Annotated in this window: 15 protein-coding genes; 11 read left to right on the forward strand and 4 right to left on the reverse strand. The window is 58.3% G+C overall.

Annotated elements, in window-relative coordinates; translation table 11 throughout:
* Positions 1-71 precede the first annotated feature (71 nt).
* From recC to recD, 3 genes are read left to right on the forward strand one after another with little or no spacing between them, the layout of a single operon-like run.
* A complete protein-coding gene (gene recC / locus PSES9_RS0114720; protein ID WP_010488140.1) occupies positions 72-3,344 on the forward strand; it encodes an exodeoxyribonuclease V subunit gamma in 3,273 nt (1,090 codons plus the stop codon).
* Positions 3,341-6,934, forward strand: a complete 3,594-nt coding sequence (gene recB / locus PSES9_RS0114725) for an exodeoxyribonuclease V subunit beta (RefSeq protein ID WP_010488141.1) — start codon at positions 3,341-3,343, stop codon at positions 6,932-6,934. Before recC ends, recB begins: the two co-directional genes overlap by 4 nt.
* Positions 6,934-8,778: an exodeoxyribonuclease V subunit alpha gene (recD, locus tag PSES9_RS0114730; RefSeq protein WP_083840280.1), complete on the forward strand. Its 1,845-nt coding sequence runs from the start codon at positions 6,934-6,936 to the stop codon at positions 8,776-8,778. Before recB ends, recD begins: the two co-directional genes overlap by 1 nt.
* Before the next feature lie 2 nt (positions 8,779-8,780).
* Here the strand turns inward: recD and PSES9_RS0114735 are convergent, their stop codons facing one another.
* A complete protein-coding gene (locus PSES9_RS0114735; RefSeq protein WP_029529574.1) occupies positions 8,781-9,716 on the reverse strand; it encodes an AEC family transporter in 936 nt (311 codons plus the stop codon).
* Positions 9,717-9,793: 77 nt separating this feature from the next.
* On the opposite strand from PSES9_RS0114735, the gene PSES9_RS0114740 reads away from it, so the two are divergent.
* Positions 9,794-10,195, forward strand: coding sequence for a GFA family protein (locus PSES9_RS0114740; protein WP_010488145.1), 402 nt, complete (start codon positions 9,794-9,796; stop codon positions 10,193-10,195).
* Here PSES9_RS0114740 and PSES9_RS0114745 read toward each other — a convergent pair.
* The 3 genes from PSES9_RS0114745 to PSES9_RS0114755 form a co-directional block, all read right to left on the reverse strand.
* A complete protein-coding gene (locus PSES9_RS0114745) occupies positions 10,192-12,144 on the reverse strand; it encodes a DUF7844 domain-containing protein (RefSeq protein ID WP_010488146.1) in 1,953 nt (650 codons plus the stop codon). The genes PSES9_RS0114740 and PSES9_RS0114745 overlap by 4 nt on opposite strands.
* On the reverse strand, positions 12,141-12,461 hold the full coding sequence (locus PSES9_RS0114750) for a DUF2388 domain-containing protein (protein WP_010488147.1): 321 nt from the start codon (positions 12,459-12,461) through the stop codon (positions 12,141-12,143). Before PSES9_RS0114750 ends, PSES9_RS0114745 begins: the two co-directional genes overlap by 4 nt.
* A gap of 171 nt (positions 12,462-12,632) precedes the next feature.
* A complete protein-coding gene (locus PSES9_RS0114755) occupies positions 12,633-12,950 on the reverse strand; it encodes a DUF2388 domain-containing protein (RefSeq protein ID WP_010488155.1) in 318 nt (105 codons plus the stop codon).
* A 554-nt stretch (positions 12,951-13,504) separates the two neighbouring features.
* Here PSES9_RS0114755 and PSES9_RS0114760 point away from each other — a divergent pair.
* The 7 genes from PSES9_RS0114760 to gmd all read left to right on the forward strand — a co-directional run bounded on the left by PSES9_RS0114760 (position 13,505) and on the right by gmd (position 21,418).
* Positions 13,505-14,947 carry a glycosyltransferase gene (locus PSES9_RS0114760; RefSeq protein ID WP_010488164.1) on the forward strand — a complete coding sequence of 481 codons (1,443 nt, stop codon included), beginning with the start codon at positions 13,505-13,507 and terminating at the stop codon, positions 14,945-14,947.
* Positions 14,944-16,443 (forward strand): glycosyltransferase, encoded by a 1,500-nt coding sequence (locus PSES9_RS0114765; protein WP_010488166.1) that lies wholly within the window; start codon positions 14,944-14,946, stop codon positions 16,441-16,443. Before PSES9_RS0114760 ends, PSES9_RS0114765 begins: the two co-directional genes overlap by 4 nt.
* Positions 16,440-17,342, forward strand: coding sequence for a class I SAM-dependent methyltransferase (locus PSES9_RS23700; RefSeq protein ID WP_010488168.1), 903 nt, complete (start codon positions 16,440-16,442; stop codon positions 17,340-17,342). Before PSES9_RS0114765 ends, PSES9_RS23700 begins: the two co-directional genes overlap by 4 nt.
* The gene (locus tag PSES9_RS0114775) at positions 17,332-18,186 is read left to right on the forward strand and encodes a class I SAM-dependent methyltransferase (RefSeq protein ID WP_010488173.1); all 855 of its coding nucleotides are present in this window, start codon (positions 17,332-17,334) and stop codon (positions 18,184-18,186) included. The genes PSES9_RS23700 and PSES9_RS0114775 overlap by 11 nt, the downstream gene beginning before the upstream one ends.
* Before the next feature lie 12 nt (positions 18,187-18,198).
* Positions 18,199-19,389: an acyltransferase family protein gene (locus tag PSES9_RS0114780; RefSeq protein WP_010488174.1), complete on the forward strand. Its 1,191-nt coding sequence runs from the start codon at positions 18,199-18,201 to the stop codon at positions 19,387-19,389.
* On the forward strand, positions 19,386-20,297 hold the full coding sequence (locus PSES9_RS0114785) for a GDP-mannose 4,6-dehydratase (protein ID WP_010488176.1): 912 nt from the start codon (positions 19,386-19,388) through the stop codon (positions 20,295-20,297). The genes PSES9_RS0114780 and PSES9_RS0114785 overlap by 4 nt, the downstream gene beginning before the upstream one ends.
* Positions 20,298-20,446: 149 nt before the next feature.
* A complete protein-coding gene (gene gmd, locus PSES9_RS0114790; protein ID WP_010488177.1) occupies positions 20,447-21,418 on the forward strand; it encodes a GDP-mannose 4,6-dehydratase in 972 nt (323 codons plus the stop codon).
* Positions 21,419-21,420: the final 2 nt, after the last annotated feature.

Below are 21,420 nucleotides of genomic sequence, written 5' to 3' on the forward strand. Positions count from 1 at the left end.
TGCGGCCCTGAGTCTGTTGTCACCTTGCTGAACTGTTAATCTAGCCAGATTGCCCGGATGTGATGTGACCCATGCTGACTCTGTATCACGCGCCAGACCTGGAAACCCTTGGTGAGCTAGCGACCACGCTGCTTGCCCAGCCGCTGCGCGATCCCTTTGCGGCGGTCAAGGTGGTGGTGCCCAGCCAGGGTATGGGTCGCTGGTTGACGCTTGAGTTGGCCCGCAAGCAAGGCATTGCCATGCAGTTGGATGTGCAACTGCCCGCCAAATTTGTCTGGGACTTGTCACGCCTGGCGCTCGGCCAGTTGCCCGAGCAATCCGCGTTCTCACCGACCACCCTGAGTTGGCGCCTGTATGACTGGCTTTGCGAGGCTGAGCATCTCGCTCTGGCGCCACGCCTGGCGCACTACCTTGAAGGCGGTGATGAACGCCGCCGGTTGTCGCTGGCAGCGAAGATCGCGGACGTCTTTTACCAGTATCTGCTCTACCGCGATGACTGGCTGGCGGCCTGGGAGCGCAATGAGTTGCTGGACCTGGGCCCGGACGAGTCCTGGCAGGCCCTGCTCTGGCGCGAACTGACCAAGGATGGCCACCCACACCGGGCGCGCCTGCTCGATGACTTGCTCAAGCGCCTGTACAGCAGTGACCCTATTGCCGACATGCCGGAGCGATTGCTGGTATTTGGCATCAGCAGTTTGCCGCCGCACCACATGCGCGTGCTCGATGGCCTGGCCAAGCACACAGAAGTGATCATCTTCGCCCTCAACCCATGCCGCGAAGCCTGGGGCGAGATTCGTGATATCCGTGAGCTGGCGCGTCAGCCTGAGCTGAGCCCGGATGACTGGTACCTGGATGTCGGCCATCCATTATTGGCGAGCCTGGGCAAACAGGGACGCGACTTCTTCGACAGCTTGTTCTCCCTGGCCAGCAGTGAAGGCAGCCAGGAAGTTGGCTTGTATTCTGAAGACGATGCGCTGCATGACGACAGCCTGCTGCAAGCCCTGCAGAACGACATCCTGCGCCTGCAAACCCGTACGCCCGAGCAGCGTCTGGTGCTGCGCGAAGATGATCGTTCGCTGGAGGTTCATGTCGCCCACTCGCCACTGCGCGAAGTCGAAATTCTCCACGACCAGTTACTCGCCCGCTTTGCCGCCGATCCAGAGCTGACGCCCGATCAGGTGGTGGTGCTGACGCCGGATATCGAGCGTTATGCGCCCTATATCGAGGCGGTGTTCGCGCCCCGTGAAGGCGTGCCGCGCATTCCGTTCAGCCTTGCCGACCGCAGCATGCGCGCTGAAATACCGCTGATTGAGGCCTTTATCAGCCTGCTCGGTCTGCCCGACAGCCGCTTCGCCGCAGAAGAGGTACTGACCTGGCTTGAGCAACCCGCAATCGCCCGCAAGGCCGGGATCGAACCAGAGGATTTACCGCTGATTCGCGACTGGCTGCAAGAGGCTTGCGGGCGTTGGGGTCGCGACAGCAGCCACCGTCAGCAATTGGGGTTGCCGGCTGATGCTGCATTTACCTGGCGCCAGGGCCTCGATCGCCTGTTGCTGGGCTTTGCCGCGCCGCCGCAACTGGCCGGTCTGGCTGCGCCGCTGCTGGGTGAAAGCTGGCCGCTGGATGCACTGGAAGGCGCGCGTGGTCAATTGCTCGGACGCCTGGCCGGGTTTGTCGAACGGCTCGCCGGATTAGCGCAAAACATGCAGCGTCCACGCTCATTGAGTGAATGGGCGCAGACCTTGCTTGAACTGGTCGATAGCCTGTTTGATGAGCGCGAGTCGGGCGACACCTTGTTGTTGCTGTCCAAGGCATGTGCGACGTTGCAGGAACAGGCGCTGGCATCCGGTATCGAGCGGCCCCTTGAGCTGGCCCTGATTCGTCAGCAGCTCAGCGCTGCGCTGGAGCAGGGCAACGGCGCCTCGGGCTTTTTGACCGGTGCGGTGACCTTCTGCACCATGGTGCCGATGCGCAGCCTGCCCTTCAAGCAGGTGTGCCTGCTGGGCCTGGATGACGGCGCACTGCCGCGCAGGACGCCTGCGGCCGGTTTTGACTTGATCGGCCAGAAACCGCGCCGGGGTGATCGTGCCCGGCGCCTGGATGACCGCTATTTGCTGCTCGAAACCCTGCTTAGCGCACGCGGTGGCCTGTACCTCAGCTACGTCGGTCGTGACCCGCGCAGCAATGCCGAGTTGCCGCCTTCGGTATTGATCAGCGAATTGCTCGAAGTGGTTGACCTGACGGCGGTATGCGCCGGGGCGGAACATGCCTATGCGCAAACCGCGAGCAAACACATCGTCCTCCAGCATCCGTTGCAGCCCTTTGCCCCGGCCAACTTTCAACAGGATCGCCATGCCGGTTTTGCCGCGCCCTGGTTTCGCGCCGCGCAGCGTCTTGCAGAACCGGCGAATATGCTCGCCCAGCCTTTTGTCGAGCGTTTACCCGAGCCGGATGAGGAATGGCTGACGCTGGAGCCGAGCCAGTTGATTCATTGCTTCAAGCACCCGGCGCGCTATCTGCTTGAGCAGCGCCTTGGCTTGCGTTTGGCGGAAACCGAGGACGCGCTGGCTGGTGACGAGCCCTTCAGTGTCGAGTGGACATCGACCCATGGCTTGCGTCAGCTGGCTTTGCAGGCAATCGAGCGCAACTGGAGCGAAGCCGAGGAGCGTGCAGTCGCGGCAGCCTCCGGCTGGTTGCCGGTGGGCGAATTGGGACAGGCGTATTGGGGGCGGATTCGCGGGCCGATCCGGGCCTTCGCACCGACACTGTTTGCCGAACGGCCGGATGATGCGCCGCAGCCGGTGTTGGTTGATATCAAGCTCGCCGGGGTGCGCATTCATGGCTGGCTCGAAGGTGTTTGCGAGACTGGCCTGTTTGATTATCGGTTGCGCCATTTGGGTGCATGGGAGCTGGCGCCATTCTGGCTGCGTCACTTGCTGCTCAATTGCAGCGATAACCCGGCGGTTTGTCGCGAGAGCCGGTTGCTGTCACCGAAAAGCGAGTGGCGTCTCGGTGCCCTGGGCAATGCCCGTGAATTGCTCGAACCCTGGCTGCTGGCCTATCGCTCGGCGCTGTGCGAGCCGTTACCGGTACTGGCCAAGTGCAGTTATGGCTTTGCTAAAAAATGGCGCAAACCAGGGCGCAAGGAACCCATAGACGCCGCGCGCAGCGAGGCACGTATCTTGTGGGCCGGTAATGACTTTATGAGTGGCGAAAGCCAGGACCCCTGGAACGCACTGGCGTTTCGTGACCGAGACCCCCTGGATGAACGTTTCGAGGCGTTGGCCGAACAGTTGTATGGCCCCGCGCTGGATGCCCTGCAAGGCGATGAGGACGAGCAATGAGTGGCGCCAAGTTGGACCTGCTGCACGACAGCTTCAAAGGTCGCTCGCTGATCGAAGCCAGTGCTGGCACCGGTAAGACCTTCACCCTGACGCTGCTCTATGCGCGCTTGTTGCTGGAAAAACAGCTGTCCGTTTCCCAGATTCTGGTGGTGACTTACACCACGGCTGCCACTGCCGAATTGCGTGAGCGGGTACGCAAGCGCCTGGCCGAGTTGCTGGTGGTTTATGAGCAAGGTCATGGCGATGATGCCTTGCTCAATGCCTTGCATGACCAGTTCCCCGACCCGGCCAGCCATCGGCGCTTGTTGCTTGCGGTGCATGGTTTTGACCAAGCGGAAATCTTCACCATCCACGGTTTCTGCCAGCGGGCATTGCAAGATGCGGCGTTTGAAGCCGGCGGCGATTTTGATAACGAGCTGGCCCAGGATGACCGCGAACTGCTGGATGCACTGATCGCCGATCTCTGGCGCATTGAACTTGCCAGCGCAGAACCTGAATGGGCGGCGTTTCTGGTGCAGCAAAAAATAACCCCGCAGGTGCTGCGCCAGCGCTTGCGCAGCCATTTGGGCAAACCCTATTTGCGCATTGAGCCCCAGCCGAGCGCTCCGGCCGAGCTGGCTCAACTGCGTAGCGCCTGGCAGCACGCCAAAGACTTCTGGTTGCGTCAGGGCGCGGGCTGGATCGAGCAGCTCAAAGCCTTTGATGGCTTCAATAAGCGCAGCTTTAGCGCCGAGAAATTCGGCTTCTGGCAGCTTGAACTGGATGGCTATTTCAGTGATGCGGCGGCTCTGTTCAGCAAGGTCGATGGCTTGCGTAAACTGGCCCGCGAAGCGTTGATCAAGGGCACCAACAAGGGGTTTTCGGCGCCGTTGGAAGCGGTCGCCGATGCCTTGCAGGGCCTGTGTGACGCACTGGACGCGGCGCAGCCAGAGGCTGAGCAGCGCCTGATCGACCTGCAAGTACGGATGATCGGCCAGCTCAATCAAAAACTGCCGGCGCGCAAGGCGGCGCAGCGCATGCTGGCATTCGATGACTTGCTCAACCAGCTACAACAAGCCCTGTATGGCGAAGGTGGCGAGCATCTGGCCCAGACGTTGCGCGAGCAGTATCCGCTGGCGCTGATTGATGAGTTCCAGGACACCGATCCGATTCAATACCAGATATTCCGGCGTATCTACTCAGACAGCGGGGGCGAGCCATCGCAGGTCATCGATGAGCCTGAAAATCGTGCCGACCTGTGTTTTGTCGGCGATCCCAAGCAGGCAATCTACGCCTTTCGCGGGGCGGACCTGGCCACCTATTTTACTGCGCGTGGTGAAGCCGCCCGGCAATACAGCCTGGCGACCAACCACCGTTCAACGCCACAACTGATCAGCGCCCTTAACCAGGTATTTGACCGGCCCATGCCGTTTGCCGTCGCGGGGCTGGATTATCCAAGCGTTGGTGCCAGCGACAAGGCGCGGGCCAAGCTGGTGCTGCCAGCGCTTGAGGGGCAAAGCGATGCCTCGCTGGCGTTGGTCTGGCTGGCGGATGATTACCTGAGCAAAGGCGAGGCGGGCAGTTTGGTCGCCATCGACACCGCCAGGCGAATCGCCAGCCTGCTGGCTGCAAGCGCCAGGGGCCAGGCTTACTTCGACGATGATGGCGTGCACGAACCGCTCAAGGGCGGTGATATCGCGGTGTTGGTCGCCAGTCACCGACAAGCCGCTGAGGTCGCCGCGCAGCTTGCGGCGCGGGGCGTACCCAGCGTGCGCCGCGGTAAGGAAAGTGTCTGGCACAGCGAAGAGGCAGAGGCCCTGGCTGCGGTGCTGGCAGCCTACGCTGAGCCGGGCCGTGAAGGTGCATTGCGCTATGCGCTGGCTACACGCTTGCTTGGGCGCAGCGCCGCGGACCTGGCGGCCTGCCAGGATGATGCGCGGGCCTGGGATCAGGAGCGGGAAGCAGCTGACCGCTATCATCAACTCTGGCAGCAACAAGGCTTCATGCGCGCCTTTCGCGCCTGGCTGGACGAGCAAGGCGTTGCCGAACGCCTGCTTGCGGTGGTCGATGGCGAGCGACGCTTGACCAACTTGCTGCACCTGGCCGAACTGCTGCAGAACGAAAGCCTGCAGCGCCCGGGCATGGAGCAGTTGCTGGCCTGGTTCAACGCCCAGCGCGGTGTGGACAATCACGGCGAAGAGGCGCTGCTGCGTCTTGAGAGCGATGCCGAACGGGTGCAGATAGTCACCATCCACACTTCAAAAGGCCTGGAATATCCCCTGGTGTTTTGCCCCTACCTCTGGGATGGCGCGTTGTTGCGCAAGACGGAAGACATCACCTGCCATGCCGAAGACGGCACGCCATTGCTCGACCTTGGCGGCGAACAGTTTGAGCAACATCGCCAACTGGCGCGACAAGAGCGCTTTGCCGAGCGTTTACGGCTCACCTATGTGGCCATGACCCGCGCTGCCGTGCGTCTGTGGTTGCATTGGGGCGCAATCGACTGCAAACCGAAAAAGGACGGCACCTTGAGCGATGAGGGCCTGCACAGCAGCGCCTTGGCCTGGCTGCTACAGGGTCGTTATCTGCCGGGCAACGACCCCCTTTTCGAACTGGCTGAGCACCTGCAAAGCCTGGCGCCACAGGGCATACATGCAGAACTTGAAGCCCTGGCCAATGCCAGCCAGGGCCATATTGGCCTGAGCCCGCTGCTTGAAACCAAAGCCAGCCCCGCCGGTGAGCATCGCGCCCCGGCGCCTGCGCAACTCGCGCAATTGAAACGCAGCCTGCACAGCAGTTGGCGTATTGGCAGTTTCTCTGGCTTGTCAGCCGGCATGCACATGGAGGCGCCTGACCGCGATGGGCTGGTGATTCCCGACGCCAGCGAGCCAGGCATGGGCTTCTACGCCTTCCCCCGTGGAGCACGGGCCGGTACTTGCCTGCATGCAATCCTCGAAGACTGGGCCTGTAACAAGGCGCCGCTGGCGGAACTGGTCGAGCCTGCCTTGAGCGGCCATGGCATTTCCAGCGACTGGACTGAAATCGCCCGTCAGCAACTGCAACAGGTGCTCGATACTGATCTGGACGGCGCTGGACTGACCCTGACCAGCCTTGCGGGTGCGCGTCGCCTGCCTGAGCTGGGCTTTACCTTCCCGGTGAAGCGTCTGGATGTGCAGCGCTTGCGCGCCATTCTGACTGACCCGGCCCATGGTCTGGCCGAGCCCATGCGAGAAGCCGCGGCGCGGCTTGAATTCGACAGCCTGCAAGGCTTTCTGAAGGGGTTTATCGACCTGACATTTGAGTATCAAGGGCGTTGGTATATCGCTGACTACAAATCCAACTGGCTTGGGCCGGATGCCAGTTTCTACGGCGGTGAACGGCTGGTGCAGGCCTTGGCCCGCGAGCATTACTATTTGCAGTACCTGATTTATCTGGTCGCACTGCGGCGCTTCTTGCGCCAGCGCCTGAGCGACTTCAGCAATGAGCACATTGGCGGTGCCTATTACTTGTTCCTGCGCGGCATGCCGAGCGCTGGGGTGTATTTCTCGCGGCCCAGTGATGAATTGCTGGATGCCCTTGATCTGTTATTCAGCGCCGAGGTGTCTGCATGATTGATCTTGCCCAGTTGTCATTCGGTGCCCTGGAGCGTGCCCTGGTACAGAGCCTGCAGCGGTTGCAGCCGGATGCAGATGCATGGGTTCTGGCCTCCGCCGCCTTGACCTGCGCCGCCCTGGAAAAGGGCGATGTGTGCCTGGATCTATCGCGCCTGGCCGGGCAGCGGCCATGGCCGGAAAACACCACGCAACTGCCCGCACTGGCTGACTGGTTGAGCATCTTGCATGCTTCGCCGTTGGTCGGTGAGGCCGGTGATTTTACGCCGCTGGTATTGGATGGCCACCGCTTGTATCTGGCCCGTTTTCAGGCCTACGAACAACAACCCGCCGAAAAATTGCTGGCCCGCTCCGCCGCTCTGCCAGCGGTTGATGAAGCCATACTTGGGCAAACCCTTGAGCGTTTGTTTGCCTTCAATACCCAGCAGCCTGACTGGCAGCGCCTTGCTGCGGCGCAAGCGGTACGGCGTAATCTTGCGGTGATTTCCGGCGGCCCCGGCACCGGTAAAACCACCACTGTTGTGCGCTTGCTCGCGGCCTTGCTTGAGCAGCCGGGTGGCGGGCAGTTGGCGATTGGTCTTGGTGCGCCAACGGGCAAGGCCGCAGCGCGCATGGCCGAGGCCATCCGCAACGCAAAGACTGCATTGCCGGTGAGCGATACGGTCAAGCAGATGCTCCCGGAAGAAGCGCGTACCTTGCACCGCCTGCTCGGTAGTCGCGGTGACAGCCCGCAGGTGCGGCATACGGCGGCCAATCCTCTGCCGCTTGATGTGTTGGTGGTCGATGAAGCCTCCATGGTCGATCTGGCGTTGATGGCCAAGCTGGTCGATGCCTTGCCGCCCAAGGCGCGGCTGATATTGCTCGGCGATAAAGACCAGCTGGCAGCGGTTGAAGCGGGCGCCGTCTTTGCCGAGTTATGCGAGGGGCGTGGTTTTGATGCCCAGGCAGCGGCTGACCTGCAACGCATTACCGGGCAGCAAGTAGAGGTGCAGCCACCGGCGTCACAACTTGGTGATGCCGTGGTATTGCTGACCCACAGCCATCGTTTTGCCGGTGACAGCGGGATTGGCGAACTCGCCCGGCGAATAAACGCCGGTGACGTGCCGGGTACCTTGAGCCTGCTTCGAGAGTCGCGGGTTGACCTTGCCTGGCAGGCAGAGCCAAACGCGACCGATCTGCTGGAGCGCCTTACCCAGGGCTACGCCGGTTACTTCCACGCGGTGAAAAGCGCCGACCCGGAAGCCGTGTTCGCTGCCTTCAATGAATTCCGTGTGCTCACCGCCCAGCGTGAAGGGGCCTGGGGTGTGGCGGGTATCAATGAAGCCTTGGAGGCGCGCATCAGGCGGCGCCAGCAAGTCGCCAGCCGCGAGCGCTGGTACGCCGGGCGAGCGGTGATGGTTCGGCAGAATGACTATGCACTGGTTTTTTTCAACGGCGATATTGGTATCTGCTTGCCGACCGAGCACGGCCTGCGCGTGTTCTTCGAGGGCGAGCAGGGCTTCAGGCCATTCGCCCCGGCGCGACTGCCGAGCCACGACAGTGCATTTGCCATGACCGTGCATAAAAGCCAGGGCTCGGAGTTCAGCGAAGTCTTGCTGGCGCTGCCTGAACAGCCAAGCCCGTTGCTGACCCGCAGCCTGTTCTACACCGGTATTACCCGGGCCAAGCACAAGGTCGAGATCTGGGGCCTGCCCCAGCGGCTGGCTGAAGCCGTGGCGACCCGCGCCGAGCGCGCTGCTGGATTGGCTGAGCGTTTGGCCAGGGTGCCAACCGCCCCGGCTGTACTGGCGCCCCGTGATGAGCCAGCGAGCGCTGGGCATCAGGGGCAGTTGGATCTATTTTGAGCCTAGCCCAGCAGCATCAGAATAATCGGCAGGCTAGCGGCGGCGAGCAGTGTTTGCAGGGTGATAGCGCCCGCCATTAGCTGGCTGTCGCCGCCCAGGTGGCGCGTCAGCACATAGGCGGTGGGCGCTGTCGGCAGGGCAAAGAACAAGACCAGTACGGTGGTTTCCATCGCTGGCAGGCCGAGAACCTGCGCAATCACCCACGCCAGCAGTGGCATGCCGACCAAGCGCGCCAGGCTGCTCCAGGCCAGGGCCGGAACTTCCCCGCCCAGCTCTTCAGGTTTCAACGCCGCGCCAACGCAAAGCAGGCCCAGGGGCAGGCTGGCGGCAGCGAGCAGGCTAAGGAGTCGATCGCTGCCGCCGGGCAGGCCGATACCGCTGAGGTTGATCAGTGCGCCACCGAGGCAGGCAAGAATCAGTGGGTTCTTGGCGATGGGGAATAGCAGGCTGCGCAGGCTGATACCGCGCTCGGCGGTTAAAGACCAGACTGACAATACGTTCACTGTCGGCACCATCAGCGCCAGCATCAGTGCGGCCAGTGTCAGGCCCGGTTGACCAAACAGGCTGCCAACTGCGGCAAGGCCGAGGTAGGTGTTAAAGCGCAGGGTGCCTTGGGTGAATACCCCGAAACGTGCGGCGGGCCAGCCCCGCAGGCGGCGCATCAGCAGCAGCGCCAGCCAGCCGATGCCAAGCCCCAGCATCACCGCGAGCGCCAGTTGCTTGAGTGCAGGATTATCCAGTGGCGCGCGGGCCAGGCTGCTAAACAACAGTGCCGGGAACAATATAAAGTAGTTGAGGCGTTCGGCGCCGGGCCAAAAGGCTTCATTGGGAAAGTTCCAGCGTCGCAGATAGAAACCGGCCACAATCAGGGCAAATAACGGCCACAAGGCCAGTAGCAGCTCAAGAACGGTAACCTCCTGCAATAGATAGGCAGCTATCTTGCTCAGTGGCGTGCTGGAGCGCAACAACAAGGTTGTCCAGGGTCGTTGTAATTTGCATAACGGGAGGCATGACCATGACGCAGCTCCATAGCGGCGGTTGCCAGTGCGGTGCCATGCGCTATCAGTTCGATGCGCCGCTGCAGGACATCGCGCATTGCCATTGCTCGGTTTGCAGGCGCAGCAGCGGAGCAATTGTCACCACCTGGATTACCGTGCCGCTGGCGAGTTTTGCCTGGCTCAAAGGCGAGGCCAGGCAATATGCGTCATCAGCCAGTTGCACGCGCTATTTCTGTGCCGATTGCGGTGCGCAGCTGGCGTTGTTCACCACGCTCAGCCCCCACACCCTGGACGTCACCATCGCAACCCTTGATCACCCAGAGCTGGCAGCTGCCGACCGGCATATCTGGGTGCAAAGCAGGTTGCCGTGGCTGCGGCTTGACCCCGAATTACCAGAGGAGAAGCAGAAGCTTCTTTAAGGCAGCATCAACCCGCCGCTGGCCTTATGCATCTCGCGCAAGTGTTTGCCGAGTAGCTTGAGGTTGTCTTCAATGGTCTCCAGCTCCGCCAGCCGTTCTGGCTCAAGCAGGCTGCGGACTTCATTGTCGAGCGAGTCGCGCAGTTTCAGCAGGTACTTTTGCCGGTTGCTGCTCTCGGTTTCAAGGCGCTGCCATTCGGCTGGCTGGGGCAAGCCATAACCGCCCTCGAGCATCTCCGCTGGCCGGCTCAGGAAGCCGCTATTGGCGAGGATCTGCTCAAGGGCGTTGCCTGCCTTGTCCAGCCCTTTGTCAGGCACTTTTCGACCGCTGAGGTAGCGTTCCTTGAGCTCCTGTTGGGCGACCAGTATTTGCTTACGCTGCGCGGCTTTTTCAAGGAGCATCATTGCCGCCGTGGTGCGTATGTCGGCTTGGGCGAACCATTGGCTGCGTTGTTTGGCTGGTAGCTCCAGCCAGTCGTCCACGGACTCTTGCTTGATCGGCAAGTGAGTGCGCAACACATCAAACATGGCTTGATAGCGATCGCGGTACGAATCGAACAAATAGCCCAGGCGCATGGCCTCCTTGCGATCCTTGAGTACAGTCGAGTCCGCCAGTCCGCGCGCCTCAAGGACTTCCAGCAAGCCATTGGGCATGATGCTGTCGAGTGTTTGCAGCTTGGGGTTGTTGGTGCCCGTGCGCAGCAGTTTCAGGTTTTCCACCGCGCAGTTGTTCGACAGGAAGTAGTAGTTGCCGTCGTAACTCCAGTGCTGCTCAACCGAGCGGGTGACAAAATCATTGATCTGCTGGCGATCAAGGTTCATCGGCACCGAAATCAGGCTGCGCAGCTCGGTCTTGGTGTATTCATCGACCACCTGGGCCAATGGCAAGACAAACAACCTGGATGGATAGGCGCCAATCATCGCGCCCCAACTGGACAGCTGCACGTCGCCAATAAAGGCGCGGTAGGACAGTACCAGGCTCTGGTCCAGGTCGAGCCTGCACGCTGGGCCACGTGGCCGGCCCGGCGCACAGATGATCAGGCGAATCATGCTGTGGCCCCAGCGGCTGGCAAGCTGGTCGTTGGCCTCGGCCAGCAGATAATCGACCGCGTAGACGCGCTCCGGATCAATCTTGCCCAGTGGTTCCTTGGCGAAGTCATTGCCCGCATTGAGATAAGCCAGGCTGGTGTCGCACTTGGCCTGGTTCGGTGGCGTCCAGGCAAACTGTTCGCGGTAGTAGGCGGCCAGTGTTGGCCGGCGACAGGCGAAGTCGGGATCGAGCAGGAAGTATTCCATATTGACCGCAACAAATTCGCGGGCGTTTTCCAGCTCGTAAAGGTCCGGGCTGCGGGCAACCTGGTGGTTTTCCTGCTCGCGTTCGCCGCGGCGGCCCACATATTGCGGCCAGCCTGCAATATCCAGCAGGCGCGGGTCATCGCTGAGGGTGAAGCGTCGTGCGGTTTCGCCGCGACAGTTATCCGGCAAGCCAACAAGGCCGCTGCTGCTGGCGCGATTCTGGCAGCGCTGCAGGCGTATTTTTTCTGCGGTGGGCCAAAGCTGGGCGCGGTCGTAGAGATGGGTCAGTTCGTGAATCACCGTGGCCAGTAATTCTTTGCGCACCGTGCCGTGGGGACGATTGGTCTGTTGGGTTTGCGCGCTGCCATCAACCAGCGCCGGCAATAGTCGTTGGTTGAGGCGGATCTGATCGACCTTTACCGTGCGCCCGTAGACCTGCTCCGGCAATTGCTGCCAACTGAAATTGACCTTGCGATCCAGGCGCTGACGGAATTGGGGCGGCAGCACCTGCAGTGCATCCTGGAGCAACGCCTGGCTGGCCGCTTGCTCCGACGCGCTTAACTCGTCACCAACAACTTCCAGGCTTAGCTGCGCGTAACTACCGGTGGAAACCAGCAGCAGGCAAAGAACCAGGCAGGTACGCGCCAGACTCACAGAGCGAGAATGGCTTGCGCTAGGGTCAGGTCGGAGGCGTTTTCGGCTTCGGGTACGCGGCTACGAATAGTGGTGATTGCCGCTTCAAGGTTGGCACCACGGATTTCGCCCGGGCTGGCGACAAAGCTGGCCGCGTCATCATGGGCTTCACGCACGACCTTGGAGTCGCGGATTGATGTGGTGGTGTCCGAGGTGAAATCCAGGGTGCGATCAAGAGCACGCACAATGATATTACTGGTCGCAACCAGTGTCTGGGCCTGGACGGAGCCGGCCATGAGTGCGGCTGCGGCAACAGAAGTGAGCAAAATGCGACGCATAAAAAATCTCCGTAAAACAATTCGATAGCGATTGGACGGGCAAAACTCGGCCCGGTTCCGCTACACAGGTAGCAGCATGGTATGCGGATTTTGACTCACACGGCAGGCCGATAGCCAGAGGTGCAGGGGAAATGCATAACGCCACGAACAGGCCGTGGCGTTATTGGGCGGTTACAGGCTGATGATGGCCTGAGCCAGCTGCATATCATTGGCTTGCAGGCTTGGAACTGTGGTGCGGATGTGATCCAGAGCGGCTTCCAGATGAACGCCACGAATGGCGCCCTGGCTGGCAACGAAGCTGGCTGCGTCATCACGGGCTGCCAAGACAACTTTGTCGTCTTTGAACGACGAACTGACATCAGAGGTTGCATCCGTGGTTGCTGCAACAGCGCCAACAATGGCATCGGTTGTGACCACAAAGCTGGGGGCCGAGGCATTGGCTGCCCAAACCATAAGGGCTGCGAAGCTAAGTGTGCGTAAGGGATTCATCCTGAAAACTCCAAGCTGTGGATAGATGTTGGGCGCTGGGCACCTAGGGTGAGTATAAGCCTAGCCCGCTGATTATGCCGCGTCGGGTAATGCCCGCTAATAGATTTTTTAATCCGGGAGCTGAAGGTTCGGCCAGCGGATTGTGCGTAGCGCCAAGCTATGAGTTTGGGCGGCAGCGAAAGTTGCACTGACCTTGATTCAATGCGCTCCAGTTTTTATTCACTACGCATAGGTTTCAGCACAGGCCCTGCAAATACTGGGCCGGCGCAAAGCGTCTAGATTGCGCCTTTCGCAGGTTACAAAAAATTTCACATATCATAGATTTGCCTATTGCAAGCCAAACTAAATGCTGGTGGTATTGAGGGGTCGTGAAAAAATATTTGCCTGCAGATATTGCCGCCATATGTCATGAAAACCTGAAAAAAATAGCGAATTTATCGCTTTTATAACGGTTTGATCTCTCGGCGTCAGGTCAAGCAAGGCTTAAAAATAATAACAATCAAGCTTGGTTGCTCGCAGCCAGGGATCTGACGCTAAAGGCTTGCAAGCCGTACATGATTATTCTCATCAGTTCGAAAATTACCCAGTCGAATATCCAGGCCTCCTTGGGCAAGGCCGAATACAGCTATTTCTTTTTGCTGAAAGAATTCATGCCTGCCTTGCAGCAGATAGCCGAAGTCATCAGCGTGGAGTCGGCCGATCAGGTCGATAGCCTGTACCAACAGTATCGCGCCGCTGGCGAGCAAGTCTTTTTTATCAGCGTAAGCCCTCCGCAACAGACCCCCATTGATCTTGAGTGTCCAACGATTTGCCTGTTTGCCTGGGAGTTCGACAATGTGCCGGATGAGTCTTGGGAAGGCGAACCACGTAATGATTGGCGCTATGTCCTGCAAGGCATTGCAGGCGCCATAGCCTCCAGCCGTGAGTCGGCGGATGCAGTGCGTAAAGCCATGGGTAATAGCTATCCAGTTACTGCGATACCAGCACCTGTCTGGTCACGATTCCAAGCCCTGATGCCGGAAGGTGGTTGGACACCTTGCCGGCCAGGGCGCTCTATCGAGTTCACCGGGCACGTCATCGACAGCCCTTTACTGGGACTTTCGGCCGATGGCTTGGTCCAGCATATGCCCCGGCCCCAAGCGCCCTTGTTGGTTGCAGCGGCGAAGTCAGATCACAGCCGGGTTGGACGTACCCGGGCGCTTTATCACGCGTGGCGCGAGGCCCTGAGCAACAGGCCCAGCGCTGTGGCCAGGCGTGAAAAGCCTGCTGCGCCTGCCCATAGTGAACTCGGTGCGCAAGCGTTGCATGCATGCCGCATTGAATTGTCAGGCGTGGTGTTTACCTCTGTACTTAATCCGCGCGATGGCCGCAAAAACTGGATCGATATCGTGACTGCGTTCTGCTGGGCATTTTCAGAAACCAGCGATGCGACCTTGATCCTGAAGATGACCCACCATGATCTGGAACACTACCGAATTCCTTTGCTGACCCTATTGTCGCGCTTAGCACCTTTCAAATGCCGAGTGTTGGTATTACACGGATTTCTCGATGATCAGCAGTATCGGCAGTTAATTGAGATCAGTGACTTTTATGTCAATGCATCGACTTGCGAAGGCTTGTGCTTGCCGTTGATGGAGTTTCTTGCCAGCGGCAAACCCGCTCTAGCCCCCAGGCATACAGCGATGCTCGATTATGTCGATGAGCAGATGGCCTATGTCGTGAAAACCAGCGTCGAACCATCCTGCTGGGCGCACGATCCTTGTGGAATATTTCGCACGCGCAAATATCGATTGAACTGGCAATCGCTGATGGAGGGGTATCGCCATTGTCATCAGATTGCGGGCGGTGATCTTGCCCGTTATCAGCAAATGTCCCAGCACGCTTGGCATCAATTGCGTGAGTTTTCTGATACCCCAGTCGTTGCACAGCAGGTGCAGGATTTTCTGCAAGGACTGGGCTCAGGTAGCGAACAACGCCTGGCTGGAGCTCAAGCATGAAGTTCTTGCTCTATAGCGCCATGAATGCTGAAACCGTAGTGCAAAACCTGGGAGAACCCGAGTACAGCTATTTCTTTGTGCTTCGCGAGTTCTTGCCATTGCTCAAGACGCTTGGTGAAGTGGTTCTGGTGGCCGATCCGGCTGTTGAAGTTGATGCGCATTACGCAGCGGCTCAAGCCAGGGGCGAGGACTGTGTATTTCTCAGCTTCACACCGCCACACCTGACATGCCGAGACCTGGCCTGCCCGACAATTCCTGTTTTCGCATGGGAATTCAGTAGCATGCCGGATGAAACCTGGTGGGAGGACCGGCCTGAAAATGATTGGCGTAAATGTCTCGCCCAGTGCGGTGCGGCCATTGTCCATTCGGAGCAAAGCGTAAGGGCGGTTCGCCAGATCATGGGCGAGGCATTCGCGGTAGTGTCGATTCCGGCTCCCGTTTGGGATCGCCTGGAAACCGTGCGCGAGTTTCTTCGGACGGCAGCTGTCGCCAGGTCACAGCTCTTGGCGATAGAACGTGGCGTGGTCTTTGATAGCCATGCTCCTGATTTTGCGCGTTTACTGCCGACAGCAGAGGAGATTGCGCGCGAGGTTGCTGAGTCTCGTGGATTGATTCCAATCGAGAATCACCTTGGTTATCGACGTAAATCCGGGACCATTGTTGGTATCACCCAGCACTACCTCTTGCTCTGGTATCAACAGGTGGTGGCTCCGGCCCTGCCTGCGCAATTGCGCAAGATGCTTGATCGCTTCGTTGAGAGCAGTGATCCGTGGCAGGCCGGTACTCGTCAGCTGGAATTGAGCGGGGTGGTGTTTACCAGCCTGTTTAATCCTCAAGATGGTCGCAAGAACTGGGTGGATATGCTGACGGCCTTCTGTTCGGCATTCAAGGATGAACCCAACGCCACCCTGGTTTTCAAACTGGGCCATCACCGTTATGAAGATGCGATCAGAGGCATATTAATGGCAATGTCTCGCCTTGATCCCTTCGCCTGTCGAGTGGTGTTGGTACATGGCTATCTGAGTGGCGATGCCTATAACCAACTGATCCAGGCAACGCATTACATAGTGAATGCATCTTATGGCGAAGGCCAATGTCTGCCGCTTATGGAGTATTTGTCCTGTGGTAAGCCGGCCATTGCGCCGCGAAATTCGGCAATGACGGATTACATCGACGACAGCGTGGGTTTTGTGGTCGATAGCTGGGCAGATGCAACCGCATGGCCCCATGATCCGAGGATCGCCTACCGTACGTTGCGCCAGCAGATAGATTGGCAGTTGCTAAAGGAGGCTTTTAGCGCCGCTTACAGCTGTGTCCAGGAGCACCCGCTAAAGGAGGCTTATAGCGCCGCTTACAGCTGTGTCCAGGAGCACCCGGAGCGTTATCAGCAACTGGCGAAAAATGCGATCAAGCGCATGCAGCAGCATTGTTCTTACTCGGTTGCCAGTGAGCGAATGCTCGGTTTTCTTCAGCTTGAAGAGCAGGTCTCGGCATGAAGATTCTGCAAAAGCTTTTCCAGCGTCTAGGCGCGCCCGCTGCATCTGCAGCTGCGAGTGGCCGTACCGAAGACTACGTTGATGCGCGTGATTGCGGGCTGGTCGATGCCGTGCAAAGTGGCTGGTTCCAAAATGCCACTGACCAGTTGTTCAGCGGCTTTGCTATTTCCGCTGAGGACGTGGTGCTTGATATCGGCTGCGGGGCTGGCGGCGCCACATTGTTCTGCGCCAATCGCGGCGCCCATGTGGTCTTCACCGATGTAATTGCCGAAAAAATTGACGCACTCAAACAAAAGCTCAAGGAGACACCGGCGCGTGGAGTCGAAGGCATTGTCTCTGACAGCGTGCCGCTGCCCTTGGCCGATGAGTATGCCTCCCGGGTCATTGCCCTTGAGGTGCTGGAACATGTGGAAGATCCCGCACGGGTTTTACGTGAGCTGGTGCGTGTTGCGCGTCCGGGGGCTCTGTTTCTCTTGGCCGTGCCTGATCCTGTCGGTGAGCACATTCAAAAAGAGTGTGCGGCGCCGCACTATTTCAGCCATCCCAACCATATCCATATTTTCGAGCGTGAACAGTTCGCCGCCTTGGTCGAGGAGGCCGGGTTGATCATTGAACGCCGCGCTTCCTATGGCTTCTTTTGGACCATGTGGATGCTGATGTACTGGACGCAGCAAAAGCACGGCGGCGAGCCCAACTCAGGCGAAACCCATGATGTCGTACACCCGCCATACAGCGCGCTAGTGGAGGACTGGTCGAGTCTTTGGAAGCGTTTGATTGATATGCCGGAGTTTTCCCCGGTGAAGCAGAACCTGGACAGCTTGATGCCTAAGAGTCAGGTCATTGTCGCCCGCAAACCAAGCCAGTCACGAGCCGATAACAGGAATAAAAATGCTCAGTAAAATTAAACGCTTTTTCAATGCGGACTCCGTTGAACAAGTCGACCCAGCTCCAGTTGTGGCCGAGCCTGTTGATACCGCCGTGCCTGCGCCACAGCCAGAAATCGATGTTGGCCTGGCTGATAGCTATATGAGTGGTTGGATGCGTGGCGATACAGGCGAGTTGATTGAAGGTTTTGCTATTACAGCAGCCGACACACTCTTGGACATTGGCTGTGGTGATGGTGGTTATGCAGGCTTTAGTGCCCGGCAGGGCGCCGCCATTATCCTTGCCGATGTCGATGCAGAGAAAATCGAGTCGGCGCGCCGCCATGTTGAAGCTTCGGGTGCCAGAAGCGTTCAGGCACTGGTTACCGATGCCAACCCGTTGCCCTTGCCTGATGCACATGTGACGAGGGTCGTGGCCATGGAGGTGCTTGAGCATGTCGATGATCCTGCCCAGTTTATGCAGGAATTGGTTCGGGTTGCGGCGCCTGGTGCATTGTTCCTGCTGACAGTGCCGGACGAGTTGATTGAAACCATACAAACCCATATCGCCCCTCCCGTCTACTTTGAGAAGCCCAACCATATTCGTATTTTCAAACGCGGCGAGCTGGCCCAACTGGTGCTTGATGCCGGCCTGACAATTGAGCGCACCACCCAATATGGCTTTTACCATTCGGTTTGGTGGTCGCTGTACTGGGCCTGTGAAAACCAGCCTCTATCGCCGCCCTGGCATCCGCTTATAGAAAACTGGAGACAAACCTGGTCAACGCTTTTATCGCTGCCCCAAGGCAAGCAAATCAAGCAGGCGCTGGATGCAGCAATGCCTAAAAGCCAAGTCGTTATTGCGCGCAAGCCTCTTTAGGTGGGCTCCAGGATGAATGCAGCTACGCAAAAAATTGCTGAGATTGAAGTTCTGCGTGGGCTGGCGGTCCTTTGCGTGCTGTTTCATCACGTCTCTGGAAATCTGGTGAGCAGTAACCTTGAGTGGCTTGAGGCTTTGATGTCGCAGTTGCAGCTTTGGTGGGGAGTCGATCTGTTCTTCGTGATCTCAGGTTTCGTCATCGCGCGCCAGTTGCTACCTGCTTTGCAGCAATCTGCGGCCAGACCTGTAATCGTTGCTTTCTGGATTCGGAGAGCTTTCCGGCTTCTACCATCGGCTTGGCTGTGGCTGCTTCTACCTTTGCCATTGGTTCTGGTGTTCAACCAAACGGGTGTCTTTGGTGCGCTGTCGACAAATATGGAAGCCACAGTTGCAGGCTTGTTTAATTTCGCCAATTTCCGCTTTGCAGACAGCTTCTTTAAGTATGACTACGGCTTTAGTTTTGTTTACTGGAGCCTCTCCCTGGAGGAGCAGTTTTATTTGCTACTACCGCTTTTGGCGCTGTGTTTCAGACAGAAGTTGTTGTGGTTGCTGTTAATCGTTGTGCTAGTGCAGTTTTTTCAAGTGCGCAGCGTATTGATGATGTCTTTGCGTACTGATGCGCTGGCGCTGGGCGTACTGCTCGCTATTTGGTCGGCAAAACCCAGTTACCAGATGTTTGAACCCCGTTTTCTAAAGGCATTGCCATTATCTGGTGGTTTGATTCTGGCTTCGTTACTGCTGGCCATGTCGTTTTTAGCGGCACATAACGATTTTCTGCCTACTGTTCGAATTGGCTTGATAGCTGTCATGGCTACAGTCTTGGTTTGGCTCGCTTCCTATGGACGAGGCTATTTATGGCCAACAGGTTTGGGCCAGCGCTTGATGAAGTGGCTGGGTGCTCGCTCCTACGCCATTTATCTCATCCATATTCCTGCCTACTTCTTTACTCGTGAACTGCTCTATAGAGCACTCGGCGTTACCGATGTTTCAGCAAGTCTGCATGTGCTCCTGAGCCTAACTATCGCTGCTGGTCTGATTTCGGTGCTTAGCCAGCTTAATTACCGCTGGGTAGAAATGCCGATGCGTCAATTAGGTAGCCGGGTAGCGCAACGCTTCGAACATAAGGATCAAGGTGCAAGAGGCTTGCAACCAATGCCTGCCTTGCTCAATACCCCCATCAACACAATAGGCGAACAGGCATGAGCCGTCTTTTTGTTACCGGGCGCAGTGGCTTTGTCGGCCGGCATCTAGAGAAGGTGCTAGCGTCCAGGCCTGGATCAGATTGGCAACTTATTGAGTCGGCAAAATTTGACCTGCTTGAGCCTGCCTCACTGGATGCTGCGCTGGCGGAGGCCTGCCCGGATGCGGTCATCCATCTTGCAGGCCAGACGTTTGTCCCGGAGGCCTTTCGCGATCCACAACGAACCTTTGACGTGAACCTGCTGGGCACCCTGAACCTGCTACAGGCGCTCAAGCGGCGTGGATTTAGCGGCACTTTTCTTTATGTCAGTTCGGGTGATGTCTATGGCCATGTTGATACGCCGGACATGCCGATTTCCGAGGCTTTGCCGGTTAAACCGCGCAATCCCTATGCGGTGAGCAAGGTTGCTGCAGAGCTGCTGTGCCAGCAGTGGGGATATACCGAGTCGTGGCGTGTGCTGATTGCCAGGCCGTTCAACCATATTGGCAGTGGCCAGAACGAAACCTTTTTAGTGGCCGACATGGCGCGCCAGTTAATCCGCATAAAGCGCGGTCAACAAGCGCCTGTACTGACAGTGGGCGATGTGGATGTCACTCGGGATTTTCTCGATGTCCGGGATGTGGTGACGGCTTATTTGCTGATGCTGGAAACAGGTCAGGCTGGCGAGGTTTACAACCTGTGTTCAGGCATTGAGCGCAGCGTTCGCGACGTGATTGTCGATATGGCGCATTTGGCTGGCCTGGAAGTGGCTCTTGAACAGGACCCGGCGCGATTGCGCAAAGCCGAGCAACGAAGGGTTGTGGGTTGCTCCGAAAAACTACAAAAGCAGACCGGATGGAAACCAGGTACTGATTTTTCCGAGACGCTGCTCGGCGTCCTGGGTGATTGGGAGGCGCGAGAAGAAAACTGAATACAACGCCCGATAAGGTTTGATTGGCGAGTCACACCGCGGGAGTTGATAGCTCTGAAAAACAGATGAAGAGACTGGGTAAAAACCCAGCAAAACTTTCCAGAGGCCCGCTGCTCAGAGTCAGCTCTGAGAGAAGTAAGAGAATAATAATGTATAAAAAAGCGCTTATTACAGGTTTAACAGGTCAAGATGGTGCGTACTTGGCCAAACTGCTATTAGACAAGGGCTACGAGGTTCATGGCCTTGTTGCCCGGCGCAGTACCGATACCCGCTGGCGCTTGCGCGAGCTTGGGGTTGAGTCGCGCATTGTCTATCACGACGGCGATCTGGCTGATGCATCATCAGTGCAGCGCGCCGTGCTCAAGGCCTGCCCGGATGAGGTGTATAACCTCGGTGCGCAAAGCTTCGTCGGCAGCTCATGGGATCAGCCTATCACCACGGGCATAGTGGATGGCCTGGGCGTTACCCATATGCTTGAAGCCATACGCCAGTTCCGGCCGCAGACGCGTTTCTATCAAGCCTCGACCAGCGAAATGTTCGGCTTGATTCAGGCCGAGCGTCAGGATGAAAACACACCCTTTTATCCACGCAGCCCCTATGGGGTGGCCAAACTCTATGGCCACTGGATTACGGTTAACTATCGAGAAAGCTTCGGCTTACATGCTTCCAGCGGGATTCTGTTTAACCATGAGTCGCCACTGCGCGGCATTGAGTTCGTCACCCGCAAAGTGACAGATGCCGTAGCGCGGATTAAGCAGGGTAAGCAGCGCGAGCTGCGCCTGGGCAATATCGATGCCCAGCGTGACTGGGGGTTTGCTGGTGACTATGTCGAAGCCATGTGGCTGATGCTGCAGCAGGAAAAGCCTGATGACTTTGTGATCGCGACAGGGGTCACCACCACGGTACGCGAAATGTGTCGCATCGCGTTTTCCTACGTGGAGTTGGATTATCAGGATCACGTTGTGATTGATCCCGAGTTTTTCCGCCCGGCTGAGGTCGAAGTCTTGCTGGGTAACCCAGCTAAAGCTGAGCGAGTCCTCGGTTGGTCGCCCAAGACCAATTTGGAAACCCTGATTCAATCGATGGTGGATGCTGATCTCAAGCGTGTAGCCAAGGAGTGATC

Origin of the sequence: Pseudomonas sp. S9 (assembly GCF_000222125.1) — a bacterium.
Lineage (GTDB): Bacteria > Pseudomonadota > Gammaproteobacteria > Pseudomonadales > Pseudomonadaceae > Aquipseudomonas > Aquipseudomonas segetis.